This window comes from Streptomyces anandii JCM 4720 (assembly GCF_014650655.1).
Lineage (GTDB): Bacteria > Actinomycetota > Actinomycetes > Streptomycetales > Streptomycetaceae > Streptomyces > Streptomyces anandii.
This window is the reverse complement of the sequence record NZ_BMVJ01000009.1, coordinates 172,962-188,223: the sequence shown is the minus strand read 5'-3', so window position 1 is coordinate 188,223 and position 15,262 is coordinate 172,962. Positions and strand designations below refer to the sequence as shown.

The 15,262-nt window shown below is 73.0% G+C and carries 12 protein-coding genes; 7 read left to right on the top strand and 5 right to left on the bottom strand.

Annotated features, from left to right (window positions below; all coding sequences use genetic code 11):
* The coding region (locus IE249_RS37700) for an aldo/keto reductase (protein ID WP_229858766.1) at positions 1–468 on the top strand (468 nt) is incomplete at its 5' end.
* Positions 469–619: 151 nt separating this feature from the next.
* Here IE249_RS37700 and thpR read toward each other — a convergent pair.
* Positions 620–1,192 (bottom strand): RNA 2',3'-cyclic phosphodiesterase, encoded by a 573-nt coding sequence (gene thpR, locus IE249_RS18320; RefSeq protein ID WP_189705902.1) that lies wholly within the window; start codon positions 1,190–1,192, stop codon positions 620–622.
* Positions 1,193–1,295: 103 nt separating this feature from the next.
* On the opposite strand from thpR, the gene IE249_RS18315 reads away from it, so the two are divergent.
* A complete protein-coding gene (locus IE249_RS18315; protein WP_189705901.1) occupies positions 1,296–1,883 on the top strand; it encodes a Uma2 family endonuclease in 588 nt (195 codons plus the stop codon).
* A 48-nt stretch (positions 1,884–1,931) separates the two neighbouring features.
* Here IE249_RS18315 and IE249_RS18310 read toward each other — a convergent pair whose 3' ends face one another.
* Together IE249_RS18310 and IE249_RS18305 are read right to left on the bottom strand one after the other, a co-directional pair.
* On the bottom strand, positions 1,932–3,281 hold the full coding sequence (locus IE249_RS18310) for an MFS transporter (protein ID WP_189705900.1): 1,350 nt from the start codon (positions 3,279–3,281) through the stop codon (positions 1,932–1,934).
* 30 nt (positions 3,282–3,311) lie between these two features.
* Positions 3,312–3,749, bottom strand: coding sequence for a MarR family winged helix-turn-helix transcriptional regulator (locus IE249_RS18305; protein WP_189705899.1), 438 nt, complete (start codon positions 3,747–3,749; stop codon positions 3,312–3,314).
* 165 nt (positions 3,750–3,914) lie between these two features.
* On the opposite strand from IE249_RS18305, the gene IE249_RS18300 reads away from it, so the two are divergent.
* Positions 3,915–4,106, top strand: coding sequence for a ribbon-helix-helix protein, CopG family (locus tag IE249_RS18300; RefSeq protein ID WP_189705898.1), 192 nt, complete (start codon positions 3,915–3,917; stop codon positions 4,104–4,106).
* A gap of 13 nt (positions 4,107–4,119) precedes the next feature.
* On the opposite strand, the gene IE249_RS18295 is transcribed toward IE249_RS18300, so the two are convergent.
* Complete coding sequence (locus tag IE249_RS18295; RefSeq protein ID WP_189705897.1) at positions 4,120–5,571, bottom strand: NCS2 family permease; 1,452 nt, start codon at positions 5,569–5,571, stop codon at positions 4,120–4,122.
* A 263-nt stretch (positions 5,572–5,834) separates the two neighbouring features.
* Here IE249_RS18295 and IE249_RS18290 point away from each other — a divergent pair, with 263 nt between their 5' ends.
* The 3 genes from IE249_RS18290 to IE249_RS18280 all read left to right on the top strand — a co-directional run bounded on the left by IE249_RS18290 (position 5,835) and on the right by IE249_RS18280 (position 12,303).
* Positions 5,835–6,116, top strand: a complete 282-nt coding sequence (locus IE249_RS18290; RefSeq protein ID WP_189705896.1) for a DUF2530 domain-containing protein — start codon at positions 5,835–5,837, stop codon at positions 6,114–6,116.
* Between the two features lie 212 nt (positions 6,117–6,328).
* A complete protein-coding gene (locus tag IE249_RS18285) occupies positions 6,329–8,725 on the top strand; it encodes an HAD-IC family P-type ATPase (protein WP_189705895.1) in 2,397 nt (798 codons plus the stop codon).
* A 416-nt stretch (positions 8,726–9,141) separates the two neighbouring features.
* Entirely contained in the window at positions 9,142–12,303 is a 3,162-nt protein-coding gene (locus tag IE249_RS18280) for a sacsin N-terminal ATP-binding-like domain-containing protein (RefSeq protein WP_189705894.1), read from the top strand.
* A gap of 123 nt (positions 12,304–12,426) precedes the next feature.
* Here IE249_RS18280 and IE249_RS18275 read toward each other — a convergent pair whose 3' ends face one another.
* On the bottom strand, positions 12,427–13,350 hold the full coding sequence (locus IE249_RS18275; RefSeq protein ID WP_189705893.1) for a DUF3027 domain-containing protein: 924 nt from the start codon (positions 13,348–13,350) through the stop codon (positions 12,427–12,429).
* Positions 13,351–14,070: 720 nt separating this feature from the next.
* Here IE249_RS18275 and IE249_RS18270 point away from each other — a divergent pair.
* Positions 14,071–15,262: MFS transporter (locus tag IE249_RS18270; RefSeq protein ID WP_229858765.1), on the top strand; the 1,192-nt coding region annotated here is incomplete at its 3' end.

Sequence of the window (15,262 nt, the reverse complement as noted above, 5' to 3'; positions counted from 1 at the left end):
CGCCGGGGCGGGACCATCGGGCTGGTCAGCGAGCAGTGCCTCTACAACCTCGCCGAGCGGCGCGCCGAGATGGAGGTCATCCCGGCCGCGCAGGACTACGGGCTCGGGGTCATCCCCTGGTCCCCGCTGCACGGCGGGCTGCTGGGCGGTGTGCTGAAGAAGCAGGCCGAGGGCGGCCGGCGCGCCTCCGGGCGGGCCGCCGACTCCCTGAACGACCCGGCGGTGCGCACGCAGATCCAGGCCTACGAGGACCTGCTCGACAAGCACGGTCTCGAGCCGGGCGAGGCGGCCCTGGCCTGGCTGCTCACCCGGCCCGGCGTGACCGGCCCGATCGTGGGGCCGCGGACCGCAGGGCAGCTGGAGTCGGCGCTGCGGGCGGTCGAACTGGAGCTGAGCGAGGAGGTGCTGGCCGGGCTGGACGAGATCTTCCCGGGCCCGGGACCGTCCCCGGAGGCCTTCGCCTGGTGAGCGGCTGAGTCGCGCGGGTCACCGAACGGCCCCGGGCGGCCGCGCTCGGCGTCACCTGCCGAGCGCGGCCGCCAGGGCGACGACGGCGAACATCAGCACGAGCGCTACGGCCATGATCCGGTTACGGGTCTTCGGGTCCACGTCTTCGAGACTAACCGGCGCCGCCGAGCGCCCGGCGGGCGACCGCCTCGTAGCGGGGCTGCTCCCCCGGCACGCCCGACCTCGGCAGGTGGCTGCGGACGAGGACCAGCTCCTCCACGGTCCAGGTGCGCGTCCCGAAGCCCTCCAGTGCCTTCACGTACGGCCGCACGTCCACCGCGTCCCGCCCGCGGGCCACGGTCAGGTGGGCCTTGTAGCGGCGGTGCTCCCCCATCTCCACGCCGGCCTTCCGCGCCGCCGCCTCCGCACGCTCGGCCAGCAGCCGCATGGTCCGCAGATCGCCCTCCGCCCCGGCCCACAGCGCCTTGCCCCGCCCGAACTGCCCGCCCCCGCGCAGGGCGAGCTCGAAGGCCGGCGTACGGCGCGCGGCCCGCCCCAGCCGCTCCTCCAGTTCCGCTACGGTCCCGTCGTCGACGTCGCCGTAGAAGGCGAGCGTGAAGTGCCACCCGGCCGGCCCGGTCCACCGCAGCCCCTCCGCCCCCGGCAGCCCCCGCAGCTCCCCGACCACCCGCTCGACCTCGAGCACGACGTCCTCCGGCGGCAGCACGGCAGCGAAGAGTCTCATGGGAACAGTCTCCCGCCACGCGTGGGCGTGACCGAATGACCGTGCGTATCGTTGTACCGCGCGGCCGCATTCGTTCATGGGGCGGCCGGGGAGGAGCGCCACGATGACCGTCCTCGAAGACAGGATCGCGATGGCCGAGAGCGACAACACGATCACGCTCGACGAGATGTTCGAGCGGCTCGAGAAGATGCCCGTCCCCGAGGGATACAAGGTCGAGGTCGTCGAGGGGACCGTCTTCATGTCGCCACAGCGGGACACCCACTGGGAAATCATTGCGGACTTCTACGACCAGTTGCGGACCAAGTACCCCCGCAAGCGCGTCAAGTCGGACGTCCGGATCGACTACCCGGGCCACCTCAACGGATTCGCGGCCGACGTGACGGTGATCGCCGAGGACGCCGGCAGGACGGAGGGGGGCCACTGGCGCTGCGAGGACGTCGAGTTCGTCGCCGAGGTCATTTCCAAGGGCACGGCGGCCAACGACTACGGCCCGAAGAAGACCGCCTACGCCAAGGCCGAAGTCCCGGTCTTCGTGATCGCCGACCCCTACCGGGGTGAGTGCGTCGTCCACACCCACCCCCGGGACGGCAAGTACGCTGTCGAGGTGAAGGCCGACTTCGGGGAGGAACTGGACCTCACCGACACGGTCGTCGGCCTCGTCCTCAAGACCGACGAGTTTCCCCGCGACTAGGTCTCCCGGGCCCACGGATCCCGGTCTTCCCGGCGCTCCCGGCCCGGCTCACGCCACGGGGGCCAGTTCCTCGCGGTGGTCCCGGGGGACGAGGTTCACCCGGGGGTGGCCTCGGTGCCAGGCGAGGGTGAGGCGGAGGCCGCCGAGGCGGGTGAGGATCAGGCCGATGACGGTGGCCGCGGCGACCGAGACGATGCCGCCGAGGGCGAAGCCGATGCGGGCGCCGTAGGCGTCGGTGACCCAGCCGACGAGCGGGGCGCCCAGGGGCGTACCGCCCATGAAGACCATCATGAACAGGGACATCACCCGTCCCCGCATGGCCGGGTCGGTGGCCATCTGCACCGCGGTGTTGGCGGTGACGTTGACGGTCATGCCGAAGACGCCGATCGGGGTCATCAGCAGCGCGAACAGCCAGTACGACGGGGCCAGCGAGGAGACGATCTCCAGCGTGCCGAAGGCGACGGCCGCCGCGATCAGCACGCGCAGCCGGGCCGTTCCGCGCCGGGCGGCGAGCAGGGCGCCGATCAGGGAGCCGATCGCCATCATCGTGTTGAACAGGCTGTAGGCGCCGGCGCCGGCGTGGAAGACGTCGTCGGCGTAGGCCGACAGCCAGACCGGGAAGTTGAAGCCGAAGGTGCCGATGAAGCCGACCAGGACGATCGGCCAGATCAGGTCGGGCCGTCCGGCGACGTAGCGCAGGCCCTCGCGGAGCTGGCCCTTGCCGCGCGGGGCGCGCTCGACGACGTGCAGCTCACGGGCGCGCATCAGCAGCAGCCCCGCGATGGGCGCGACGAAGGACAGGCCGTTGGCGAGGAACGCCCAGCCGGTGCCGACACCGGTGATCATGACGCCCGCGACGGCGGGGCCGACCAGCCGGGCGGACTGGAAGTTCGCCGAGTTCAGGCTGACCGCGTTCTGCAGCTGCCCCGGGCCGACCATCTCGGAGACGAAGGACTGGCGGGCCGGGTTGTCGACCACCGTGGCGAGGCCGACCGCGAAGGCGGCCACGTAGACGTGCCAGACCTGGACGTGTCCGGTCAGGGTGAGCGCGGCGAGCACGAGGCCGGTGACCGCCATCGACGACTGCGTGACGAGCAGCGCCGGCCGCTTGGGCAGCCGGTCGACGAGCACACCGCCGTAGAGCCCGAACAGCAGCATGGGCAGGAACTGCAGGGCGGTCGTGATGCCGACGGCGGCGGAGGAGCCGGTGAGGCTGAGCACCAGCCAGTCCTGGGCGATGCGCTGCATCCAGGTGCCGGTGTTGGAGACGACCTGGCCCAGGAAGAACAGCCGGTAGTTCCTGATGCGCAGCGAGCTGAACATCGAGGACCTGCGGGGGCCTGGGGTCGAAGGGGTGGTCGGTGCGGGGGCGGAAGCTGCTCCGGATCCCGTACTCAAAGGTTCGCCTCCTCGCGAAACGCTGCCTGATTACAGATGTGCGAGCTTCTCCAGCACGGGGGCGGCGGCGCGCAGTTTGGCCCACTCGTCCTCGTCGAGCCCTTCGACCAGGCCGGCCAGGAAGGCGTTCCGCTTGCGGCGGCTCTCCTCGAGCATGGTCACGGCCTGCTCGGTCCTGGTGACGACCTTCTGGCGCCGGTCCTCGGGGTGCGGCTCCAGCCGGACCAGCCCCTTGGCCTCGAGCAGCGCCACGATGCGGGTCATCGACGGCGGCTGCACATGCTCCTTGCGGGCGAGCTCGCCCGGGGTGGCGCTTCCGCAGTTGGCGAGGGTGCCCAGCACCGACATCTCTGTGGGGCTCAGCGACTCGTCGACGCGCTGGTGCTTGAGCCGACGGGACAGCCGCATCACGGCGGATCGCAACGAGTTCACGGCGGCAGCGTCGTCGCCATGGGTAAGGTCCGGCATGTTCTTTAGCGTAACTCATTACTCTCGCTAAGGACCACCCGGGACACGCCGCTTTGCCCGTGACCCTTGCCACGCGCGGGCCGTTCGGCACAACATCACTCAAATGGGTGATCTCGCGGCGGAACGTGACGCGACCCGCGCGGACGTGCGGCGACCCTCGACTCCATGGGGACCAGCGTGCTCAGCCTGCGCATAGACCGTGAGCTGCTCGAACGGCTCCGGCACCATGCCGCCAAAAGGGGAATGAGCGTCCAGGACTATGTCGTCCGGACGCTCATTCGCGATGACTTCGACGAGCGGTTCCAGACCGCCGTCGAGGAGACGGAGAGGTTCTACGGGGTCACCCGACCCACGTGAAACCCCACCGGGATCAGGTCAGGCCCAGGGCCGGCATCAGGTAGTAGAAGCCGAACACCGCCGCCACCACGTACATCGCCGCCGGCACCTCGCGGCCGCGGCCGGCCGCCAGACGCAGCAGGACGAAGGTGATGAAGCCCATGCCGATGCCGTTGGTGATCGAGTAGGTGAACGGCATCATCACCATGGTGACGAAGGCCGGCATCGCGATCGTGTAGTCGGACCAGTCGATCTCCCGCACCGAGCCGGCCAGGATCAGGAAGCCCACCGCGAGCAGCGCCGGGGTGGCCGCCTGGGACGGGACCATGGTGGCGACCGGGGTCAGGAACAGCGCCACGGCGAACAGCGCGCCGGTCACGACGTTGGCGAAGCCCGTGCGGGCGCCCTCACCGACGCCCGCGGTCGACTCCACGAAGCAGGTGGTGGCCGAGGAGGAGCTGGCGCCGCCGGCCGCGACGGCGATGCCGTCGACGAAGAGGACCTTGTTGATGCCGGGCATCTGCCCCTGGGCGTCGGTCAGCTTCGCCTCGTCGCTGATGCCCATGATCGTGCCCATGGCGTCGAAGAAGCAGGACAGCAGCACGGTGAAGACGAACAGCACGCCGGTCAGCACACCGACCTTGGCGAAGCCGCCGAACAGACTGACCTGGCCGATCAGGCCGAAGTCGGGCGTGGAGACCGGGTTGCCGGGCCACTTCGGGGTGGTCAGGCCCCAGGAGGGCACCTTGGCGACGGCGTTGACGACGACACCGAGGACGGTCATCGCGACGATCGAGATCAGGATCGCCCCGGGCACCTTGCGCACGATCAGCGCCAGGGTGAGCAGCGCGCCCAGCACGAAGACCAGGACCGGCCAGCCGTTGAGGTGGCCGTCGGCGCCGAGCTGGAGCGGGACGGTGGTGTGCGCCACGTCCGGGATCCGGGAGACGAAGCCGGAGTCGACCAGGCCGATCAGCATGATGAACAGGCCGATGCCGATGGAGATGCCCTTGCGCAGGCCGAGCGGCACCGCGTTCATGACCCGCTCCCGCAGACCGGTGGCGACCAGCAGCATCACCACGAAGCCGGCGAGCACGACCATGCCCATCGCGTCCGGCCAGGACATGCGCGGGGCGAGCTGGAGCGCGACCACGGTGTTGACGCCGAGTCCGGCGGCGAGCGCGATGGGCACGTTGCCGATGACGCCCATGAGCAGCGTGGTGAACGCGGCGGTCACGGCGGTGGCGGTGACCAGCTGGCCGCTGTTCAGCTGATGCCCGTACATGTCCTTCGCGCTGCTCAGGATGATCGGGTTCAGCACGATGATGTAGGCCATCGCGAAGAAGGTGGCGAAACCGCCGCGGATCTCCCGGGACAGCGTGCTGCCGCGTTCGGAGATCTTGAAGTAGCGGTCGAGTGCGCCGTACGCGGGCGGCGTGCCCGGCTGCTCGGGGGCGGGGGCCTTGGCGGTGGCCGAGGTGGACATGCGGGTGACCTCAAGGGGGCGGGGGTAGGGGTGCCGAGGCGGGCTCTGCGGGCTTCCGTCGCGACGCCATGGATGGCCCTTGGCGTTTCATACGAACAGAAGTGGCCAGACTCAGACTGTTTCAGTATGAACATATAAAGCCGAAAAGGCTATCTCCGCGCGTAGACCTTCCATGGGAGCCACGACCGCTCCGCTCCCGCCGCAACCCCGCAAGGGCCGACGGCGGCGAAGGCTCTCCCCACCGGGGACGTAAGCTGAGGCCCATGGCGAAGTGGACTCCCACGCACGAGGCGCCGGAGCCCCTGGAGGGCCCCGTGGTCGCCACCATCACCGGCGGCACGATCGTCTGGTTCGTCCTCTTCCTGGTCCAGCTCCCCTTCTACGGCTGGTTCTCCGACCACGGCCACACCTGGTGGGTGTGGACCTGCCTGGCCGGCGGCGGCCTGGGCCTGATCGGCGTCTGGTACGTCCGCAGGCGCGACGCCGCGATCAAGCGGGCCGCCGCCACCGAAGCGCCCTCCGCCGAGAAGACACCGGCCGAGTAGGCGACGCCCGAGCCGGCACACCGGCGCACCGGCGCCGGGGCAAGCAGCCCCCGTACACGACCCGTACGACGCCTAGGACGCCTACGACCCATACGGCCCGTACGACCCGTACAACCTCCGCAGGACACCGCCCCGCGGCCCGCTCCTCCCCAGGTCGGATCTTCGCCCCGCTCGACGGGTCAAGCCGCATCGGGCCACGTACCGTCGAATGCATGACCCATGTCGACGCGGGCGCAGAGCTGGACCCGGTGCACCCCGTGCCCTGTCCGCCGGTCCGGGCGGACGGCCTGACCCACGCCGAGGTCGCGGAGCGCGTCGCCCGCGGCCAGGTCAACGACGTGCCGGTGCGCAGCAGCCGCTCCCTCGCCGAGATCGTCCGCGCGAACGTCTTCACCCGCTTCAACGCGATCATCGGCGTGCTCTGGCTGATCACGCTGTTCGTCGCGCCGATCCAGGACAGCCTGTTCGGCTTCGTGATCCTCGCCAACACCGGCATCGGCATCATCCAGGAGTGGCGGGCCAAGCAGACCCTGGACTCCCTCGCCGTGATCGGCGAGGCCCGCCCCACCGTGCGCCGCGACGGCAACGCCACCGAGATCGGCACCTCGGAGATCGTCCTCGACGACGTCATCGAGATCGGGCCGGGCGACAAGGTGGTCGTGGACGGCATCTGCGTGGAGGCCGACGGCCTGGAGATCGACGAGTCGCTGCTCACCGGTGAGGCCGACCCGGTCGTCAAGCGGCGCGGCGACCACGTGATGTCCGGCAGCTTCGTCGTCGCGGGCGGCGGCGCCTTCCGCGCGTCCAGGGTGGGCCGCGAGGCCTACGCCGCCCAGCTCGCCGAGGAGGCCTCCCGCTTCACCCTCGTCCACTCCGAGCTGCGCTCGGGCATCTCCACCATCCTCAAGTACGTGACGTGGATGATGGTCCCGACCGCGATCGGCCTGGTCATCAGCCAGCTGGTCGTCAAGCACGGCGGCCTGAAGGAGTCCGTGGCCCGCACGGTCGGCGGCATCGTCCCGATGGTGCCCGAGGGCCTGGTGCTGCTGACCTCGGTCGCCTTCGCGATCGGTGTGATCCGGCTGGGCCGCAAACAGTGCCTGGTCCAGGAGCTGCCCGCGATCGAGGGCCTGGCCCGCGTCGACACGGTCTGCCTGGACAAGACCGGCACCCTCACCGAGGGCGGCATGGACGTCACCGAGCTGCGCACCCTCGACGGCTACGACGAGTCCTACATACGCAAGGTGCTCGGCGCCCTCGGCGAGTCCGACCCGCGCCCCAACGCCTCCCTCCAGGCGATCATCGACTCCTGCCCGGACAGCGAGGAGTGGCGCTGCGTGGAGTCGCTGCCCTTCTCCTCCGCCCGCAAGTACAGCGGCGCGAGCTTCAGCGAGGGCGACGGCGAGTCCAGTACGTGGCTGCTGGGCGCCCCGGACGTGCTGCTGGACGGGGACTCGCCCACCCTCGCCGAGACCGGCCGGCTGAACGAGCAGGGCCTGCGCGTACTGCTGCTGGCCCGCACCGCCCACGACCTGGACGCCCCGGACGTCGCCGGGACCGTCACGCCCGCCGCCCTCGTCGTCCTGGAGCAGCGGCTGCGCCCGGACGCGGCGGACACCCTGGACTTCTTCGCCCGGCAGAACGTCCGCGCCAAGGTCATCTCCGGCGACAACGCGGTGTCGGTGGGCGCGGTCGCCGCCAAGGTCGGCCTGACCGGCACCGCCGTCGACGCGCGCCGGCTGCCCGCCGAGCGGGAGGCCATGGCGCGGGAGCTGGAGGACGGCACGGTCTTCGGGCGGGTCACCCCGCAGCAGAAGCGGGACATGGTGGGCGCGCTGCAGTCGCGCGGGCACACGGTCGCGATGACCGGGGACGGCGTGAACGACGTGCTCGCCCTGAAGGACGCCGACATCGGCGTGTCGATGGGCTCCGGCTCGGAGGCCACCCGGGCGGTCGCCCAGATCGTGCTGCTGAACAACAACTTCGCCGCGCTGCCGTCGGTGGTCGCCGAGGGGCGGCGGGTGATCGGCAACATCACCCGGGTCGCGACCCTGTTCCTGGTCAAGACGGTCTACTCGGTGCTGCTGGCGCTGCTGGTGGTGTTCTCGCAGGTCGAGTACCCCTTCCTGCCCCGGCACCTGACCCTGCTGTCCACCCTCACCATCGGCGTGCCGGCCTTCTTCCTGGCCCTCGCCCCGAACACCGAGCGGGCCCGGCCGCACTTCGTGCGCCGCGTCATGCGCTACTCGCTGCCGGGCGGAGTGGTGGCGGCGGTGGCGACCTTCGTGACGTATCTGATCGCCCGCCACCACTACACCGGCGCGGACAGTCTCGACGCCGAGACCAGCGCGGCGACGCTCACCCTGTTCCTGGTGTCGATGTGGGTGCTGGCGATCATCGCCCGCCCCTACACCTGGTGGCGGGCCGCCCTGGTCGCGGCGATGGGCGCGGCCTTCGTGGGGGTGCTGGCCGTGCCGGCGCTGCAGTCCTTCTTCGCACTCGAACTGGTGGGGACGGCCATGCCCTGGCTCGCGGTGGGCATCGCCGTCGTGGCGTCGGCCGTCCTGGAACTGCTGTGGAAGTGGGTCGACCGCCGCTTCCCCGCCTAGGGCACGCCTGCGGCGTCCGCCTACCGGACGTCGACGCGGTCACCCGTGGCGCTGACCGCCGAGGTGGTCGAGGTGCGGGCGAAGGCGTAGCGGAAGGTGCCGTCGACGGAGGTGCCGAGGTCGCCACTCGTCCGTGCCGGACCGGGGATGGCGCGGCCCTCCGGCGGCCCGGTGCTCGGCTTCCCGGCGCCCTCCTGCCCGGACCCCTCCGCAACAGCCGCTTCCCCAGGGGGAGCCCTCGTGGTCCGGCGGACAGCGGCAGTCTCCGCTACAAACCTGAGGCAACGCGCAGGCGTCCCGGTGCGGCAGGAGCCCTGTCCGTGGCCCGCTCGGTGCACGGAGGCGTACCCCTGCCGCGCGTGCTCCCGCCGGGCAGCGCGGTACCTTCGGGGCACACGCCCAGGAGGAGAGTGAACGTGAGCATGTTGGTGCAGCCGTCCGCCGGGGGCGATCCGTTCGGGACCGCGCGTCTGCGGCGCGGTGTGCTGGACGCCTGGGCGACCAGCCCGGCCCGGTTCCGTGAGGATGCCAACGCCGAGGAGGACCTGGTCCTCGGCGGCTACCGGGACCGGCTCGTGGTGGAGCTGGCGCAGAACGCCGCCGACGCGGCCGCCCGCGCGGGCGTGCCCGGTCGGCTGCGCCTGACCCTGCGCGACGGCGTCCTCGTCGCCGCCAACACCGGCGCCCCGCTGGACGCGGCCGGTGTGGAGTCGCTGTCCACCCTGCGCGCCTCCGCCAAGCGTGAGGCCACCGGCTCCGAGGTGACGTCCGTGGGCCGGTTCGGCGTCGGATTCGCCGCCGTGCTCGCCGTCACCGACGAGCCCGCCGTCGTCGGCAGGCACGGCGGGGTCCGCTGGTCCCTGGCCGAGGCCCGGGGCCTGGCCGGGGAGACCGCGCGGCACAGCCCCGGACTCGGTGACGAGATCCGCCGCCGGGACGGTCACGTCCCGCTGCTGAGGCTGCCGTTCGCGGCCGAGGGCACGGCCCCCGACCCGTACGACACGGTCGTCATCCTGCCGCTGCGGGACACCGCCGCCGCCGACCTCGCCGAGCGGCTGCTGCACGCCGTGGACGACGCGCTGCTGCTCGCCCTGCCGGGCCTCGAAGAGGTCGTCGTCGAGATCGGCGGCGACGCCCCCCGCACCCTGCGCCGCCGCGCCGAGGGCGCCCTGACCGTGGTCGAGGACACCCGCGAGGGCGAGACACGGTGGCGTACGGCCGCCGCACACGGGCCGCTCACGCCCGAACTCCTCGCCGACCGCCCGGTCGAGGAGCGGCTGCGCCCGTACTGGTCGGTGACCTGGGCCGTTCCCGTCGACGCCGACGGCGCCCCGGGCCGCCCCCGCACCAGCCCGGTCCTGCACGCGCCCACGCCGAGCGACGAGCCCCTCGGTGTGCCCGCGCTGCTCATCGCGTCGTTCCCGCTGGACACCACCCGCCGGCACACCGCGCCGGGTCCGCTCACCGACTTCCTGGTGCAGCGCGCGGCCGACGCCTACGCCGGGCTCCTCGCCGACTGGCGCCCGGTGACCGAGGGAGTCATCGGCCTGGTGCCTGGCCCGCTGGGCAAGGGCGAGCTGGACGGCGCCCTGCGCCGGGCCGTACTCGACCGGCTGCCGCGCACCTCCTTCCTGCCGCCCGCCGCCGCACCCCACGGGCACGGCCCCGACGAGGCCCCGGACGACCTGCCCGAGTCGCTGCGCCCGCGTGACGCCGAGGTGGTGGAGGGCGCGGGCGCCGAGACGGTGCGGGTCCTGGCGGAGGTGCTGCCGACCCTGCTGCCGGCCGGGCTGGAGCGGCGCGCGGAGCTGCGCACGCTGGGCGTGGCACGGCTGCCGCTGACCGACGCGATCGACCGGCTGGCCGGGCTGGAGAAGGCGCCGGCCTGGTGGCGGCGGCTGTACGACAGCCTCGCGGGCGTCGACCCCGACCGGCTCTCCGGCCTGCCGGTGCCGCTGGCCGACAGCCGTACGACCATCGGCCCCCGCCAGGTCCTGCTGCCGACGCCTCAGACCGGGACTGCCACGGGCGCCACCCCCTTCGACGCGGAGGTGCTGGCCCGGCTCGGGCTGAAGGTCGCCCACCCGGACGCCGCCCACCCGATCCTGGAGAAGCTGGGCGCGCTGCCCGCGACCCCGCGCGCGGTGCTCACCACCCCGCAGGTGCGGGCCGCGGTCGCCGCCTCCCTCGACGAGGACGCCGGCGGCTGGGACGAGGACACCCCGGACGCAGAGGAACTCGCCGACACCGTCCTCGCCCTGGTCCGGGACGCGAACCTGGAACCGGGCGACGAGCCCTGGCTCGGCGCGCTCGCGCTGCCCGACGAGGACGGCGAACTCGCCCCGGCCGGCGAACTGGTCTTCCCCGGCGGCCCGTTCGCGAGCGTGATGCGCGAGGACGAACTGCCCGCGGTGGACCGGGAACTGGCCGAGAGGTGGGGCGAGCAGCCGCTCGCCGCCTGCGGGGTGCTCGTGGACTTCGCGCTCGTACGGGCCACCGACGTCGTCCTCGACCCCGACGAACTGGAGCCCCGTGAGGGGGACTTCCCCCAGCCCGACGACCCCGGGCTGCTCGACGCGGTGGACGTGTGGTGCGAGGACGTGCTCGACCGCTTCCCGGACACGCCCGTGCCGCCGGTCGCCACCGAGGTCGTCGCCGTGCGCGACCTGGACCTCGTCGACGACGACCAGTGGCCGCGCGCCCTCGCCCTGCTCGCCCGGCCGCCGCTGCGGGACGCGCTCACCCAGCCGGTGCGCATCCTGCTGCCCGACGGCACCCACGAGGTGGTACGGCCCTACACCGCCTGGTGGCTGCGCGGGCACCCGGTGCTCGGCGGCCGCCGCCCGGCCGGTCTGCGCGCCGCCGGTTCCGACCCGCTGCTGCGCGGCCTGTACGACGAGGCCGACGCCACCGGATTCGAGGACGAGCAGGTGCTGCGGGCGCTGGGTGTGCGCACCTCGGTGGCCGCGCTGCTCGACGAGCCGGGCGGGGCCGCCGAACTGCTCGACCGGCTGGCCGATCCCGCGCGCCCGGTCACGGCCGCCCAACTGCACGCCCTGTACGGGGCGCTGGCGGTGCTGGACCCCGACCGGGTGACGCTGCCCGACGACCTGCGGGCCGTGGTCGACGGCCGGGTGAAGGTGGTGGACGCGGCCGAGGCGGTGGTGTGCGACTCCCCGGACCTGCTGCCCTTCACCGCCGGTGTGCCGCTGCTGCCGGTGCGGCCGGCGCTGGCGGCGGAGCTGGCGGAGCTGTTCCAGGTGCGGCGGCTGAGCGAGTCGGTCGCCGGTTCGGTGGACTCCGCGGGCACCGAGCACGACGTACCCGAGCCGGTGGGGGTGCTGCTCGGCCCGCGCACCCCGCGGACGTACGTCGAGCACGAGGAGCTGGTCGTCGACGGCACCGAGCTGGACTGGCGCCTGACCTCGGACGGCGTCCTGCACGCGGCCACCCTCGAGGGCGTCGCCGCCGGTCTCGCCTGGGCGTCGGGCCAGTGGCCGCGACGCTTCGAGGTCGCCGCCCTGCTGGAGGACCCGTCCCGCACGGAGGAACTGGCCCGGGACCGTTGGTTCGACTAGGGCCGGCCGTCACCAGCTGCTTGCGGCGGTCAGGAGCCGCTTCCCGCTCAAGCGGTGGGGAGGGTGGGGACGGCGACCCCTCCCCACCCTTTCGTGCCGGTTGGCGTGATCTGTACCAAGCGCCTACGAGTGGCCGAGCTCGGCCGTCTCGTCGTCGGAGACGGGGACCGAGCCCGAGTCGCGGGACGGGCGCAGCGGGAACGGGTCCACGCGGGTCTCGTCGACCACCGGCGGGGCCGGCTGTGGGGGCTTCGGCATGACGGCGGCCTCGGAGTGTCCTCCGCAGCCGTACGCCAGGGACACCACGCGGCCGTCGGCCGGGGAGAACTCGTTGGCGCACAGGCCGAAGGCCTGACCCAGCGAGCCGCCGATCGGCACCAGGAAGCCGCAGCTCACGCAGGGGGCCGGGGCGGCCTGGGCCATCGGCGTCTTCGCGCCGAACGCCTCCTCCCAGCGGTCGGCGGCGACATGCAGGCCGTAGCGGGACAGCACGCGGGCGCGGCGCATGCCCAGTTCCTCGGCGAGCGCCGCGATCGAGCCGCGCGACGGCGCCGCGGGCAGGTTCCTCGGCGGGGCCGCGGTGACCTCGGCGTCCTCCGCCTCCACCAGTTCGGCCATGTCCGCGGAGATCGCGGAGTCCGGCGCGGGCTCGTCCTCGCCGGAGAAACCGGGTTCCAGGCGGAGATCCTCGGCGTCGGTGGGGAGCAGGTCGCCCGGGCCCATGTCCCCCGGGCGCAGCCGCTCGCTCCACGGCACCCACTCGGGGGCGAGCAGCGCGTCGGGGCCGGGCAGCAGGACCGCCTCGTCCAAGGTGACGATCTTGGCGCGGGAGGCGCGGGCCACGGTCACGGCCCAGCGCCAGCCGCGGTACCCCAGTTCCTTGCACTCGAAGAAGTGTGTGACGACGCGGTCGCCCTCGGACACCAGGCCGGTGTGCTCACCGACCACGCCGGGCGCGGCCGCCTCCTCTGCTGCGGCGCGGGCGAGGTCGACGGCCTCGGCGCACAGGCGGTCGGGGGTGCGGCTTCGCGTGGTCGCTGCGCTCACAGGTATCGCTTCTCTCCTACGCCGTCTCTCGGGTGCGCCGGCCTGAAGGCGGCGGGGCGGACGGAGCGGACCTGCGGACCGCGTCGACGTACGCGCCCGATCGCGCTCGGGCGCACCCACGTCATCCATTCTGCGGTATGTCCGTAGGGCGCGCGGCCGAGAACGTTCGCCACGGCGCGCTACGCACGCTACCTTCTCGTCGGCGCTGGGCCTACACCGGTGGTGGGGTGGGTTTCCCTCCGGGGGGTTGGGGGGCTGCCCGGGTGCCCACCCACCCGCCCGACTCGGTGGGGCACGGGTCCCGCCACGGGGCTCCGCCCCGGACCCCGAGGTTTCCCACCCACCCACCCGACTCGGTGGGACAGAACTCCCGCCACGGGGCTCCGCCCCGGACCCCGGCGGGGGCTCCGCCCCCTGCACCCCCGTGCGGCTCCGCCCCCCTGCACCCCGTACAGCTCCGCTCCGGGCCGCCGCCCCGGCGGGGCTCCGCCCCCGCACCCCCACAGGCTTCGCCCTTGCACCCCCGTGCGACTTCGCCCCCGCACCCCGTGCAGCTCCGTCCCTGCACCCCGTACAGCTCCGTCCCGGGGCGCCCCGGCGGGGGCTCCGCCCCCGCACCCCCGTTGCGGCTCCGCCCCCGTTGGTGCCTGTGGCTGTTGGATCCGTCCCATCCGTGGCGTAATGGCGCTACCTGGGGCTGTTCCGGGGCACTATGACGGGGTGGCAGCCGCGAGGATGCCCCAGAAGGCCTCCGGGGTCGGTGGATCGAAGGGGTTCAAGGGGAGCAGCCAGGGCAGTGGTTCGGGCCGGTTCGGCGGGTCCGTCCGCGCGGTCGGCCGTGCGCTGTGTCTCCCCTTCGCCGCGGCGGTGCGGGGCATCCGGAAGGTGACCCACGCGCACGGCGCCGGCGAGTCAGGTCTCGGCAAGCTGATCGAACTGCACGCGGTGAACGGCGCCGGGGACGTCATGGTCACCGTGGCGCTGGCCTCCACCGTGTTCTTCTCGGTGCCCACCGACGAGGCGCGCGGCCGGGTCGCGCTCTACCTCGCGATCACCATGGCGCCGTTCACCCTCCTCGCCCCCGTGATCGGCCCCCTCCTCGACCGGCTGCCCCACGGGCGCCGCGCCGCGATGGCGGGCGCGATGCTCGCTCGGGCGCTGCTGGCGCTGGTGATCGCCGGGGCGGCGGCCGGCGGAGGCCTTGAGCTGTATCCGGCGGCACTCGGCGTGCTGGTCGCCTCCAAGGCGTACGGCGTGGTCAGGAGCGCCGTCGTACCCCGGCTGCTGCCGCCCGCGTTCTCGCTGGTCAAGGCGAACTCGCGGGTGACGCTGGGCGGCCTGCTCGCCACCGGGATCGCCGCGCCGATCGGTGCGGGGCTGCAGGCCGTCGGCTCCCGCTGGCCGCTCTACGGCGCCTTCGTGATCTTCGTGGCGGGAACGTTCCTGTCCTTCTCCCTGCCGCCGAAGGTCGACTCGGCCAAGGGCGAGGACCGGGCGCTGCTCGCGGCGGACGAACAGCATCTGCACCGGCCGCTCCGCAAGCCGCCCAAGCGGCCCGGCCTGCGCACGGTCGGCACGGCCGTCACCCACGCGCTCGCCGCCAACGCCGCCCTGCGCTGCCTGTCCGGGTTCCTGATCTTCTTCCTCGCCTTCCTGCTGCGCGAGCACCCCCTGACCGGCTCCAGCGCCGCGGTGTCCCTGGGGATAGTGGGCGTCGCGGCGGGCGCGGGGAACGCGCTGGGCACGGCGGTCGGGGCGTGGCTCAGGTCCCGGGCGCCGGAGATCATCATCGTCACGGTCGTGGCGATCGTGCTGGGCATGGCCATCACGGCGGCGGTCTTCTTCGGGGCGTTCCTGGTGGCGTGTCTGGCCGCGGTGGCCGGTTTCGGGCAGGCGCTGGCCAAGCTGTCGC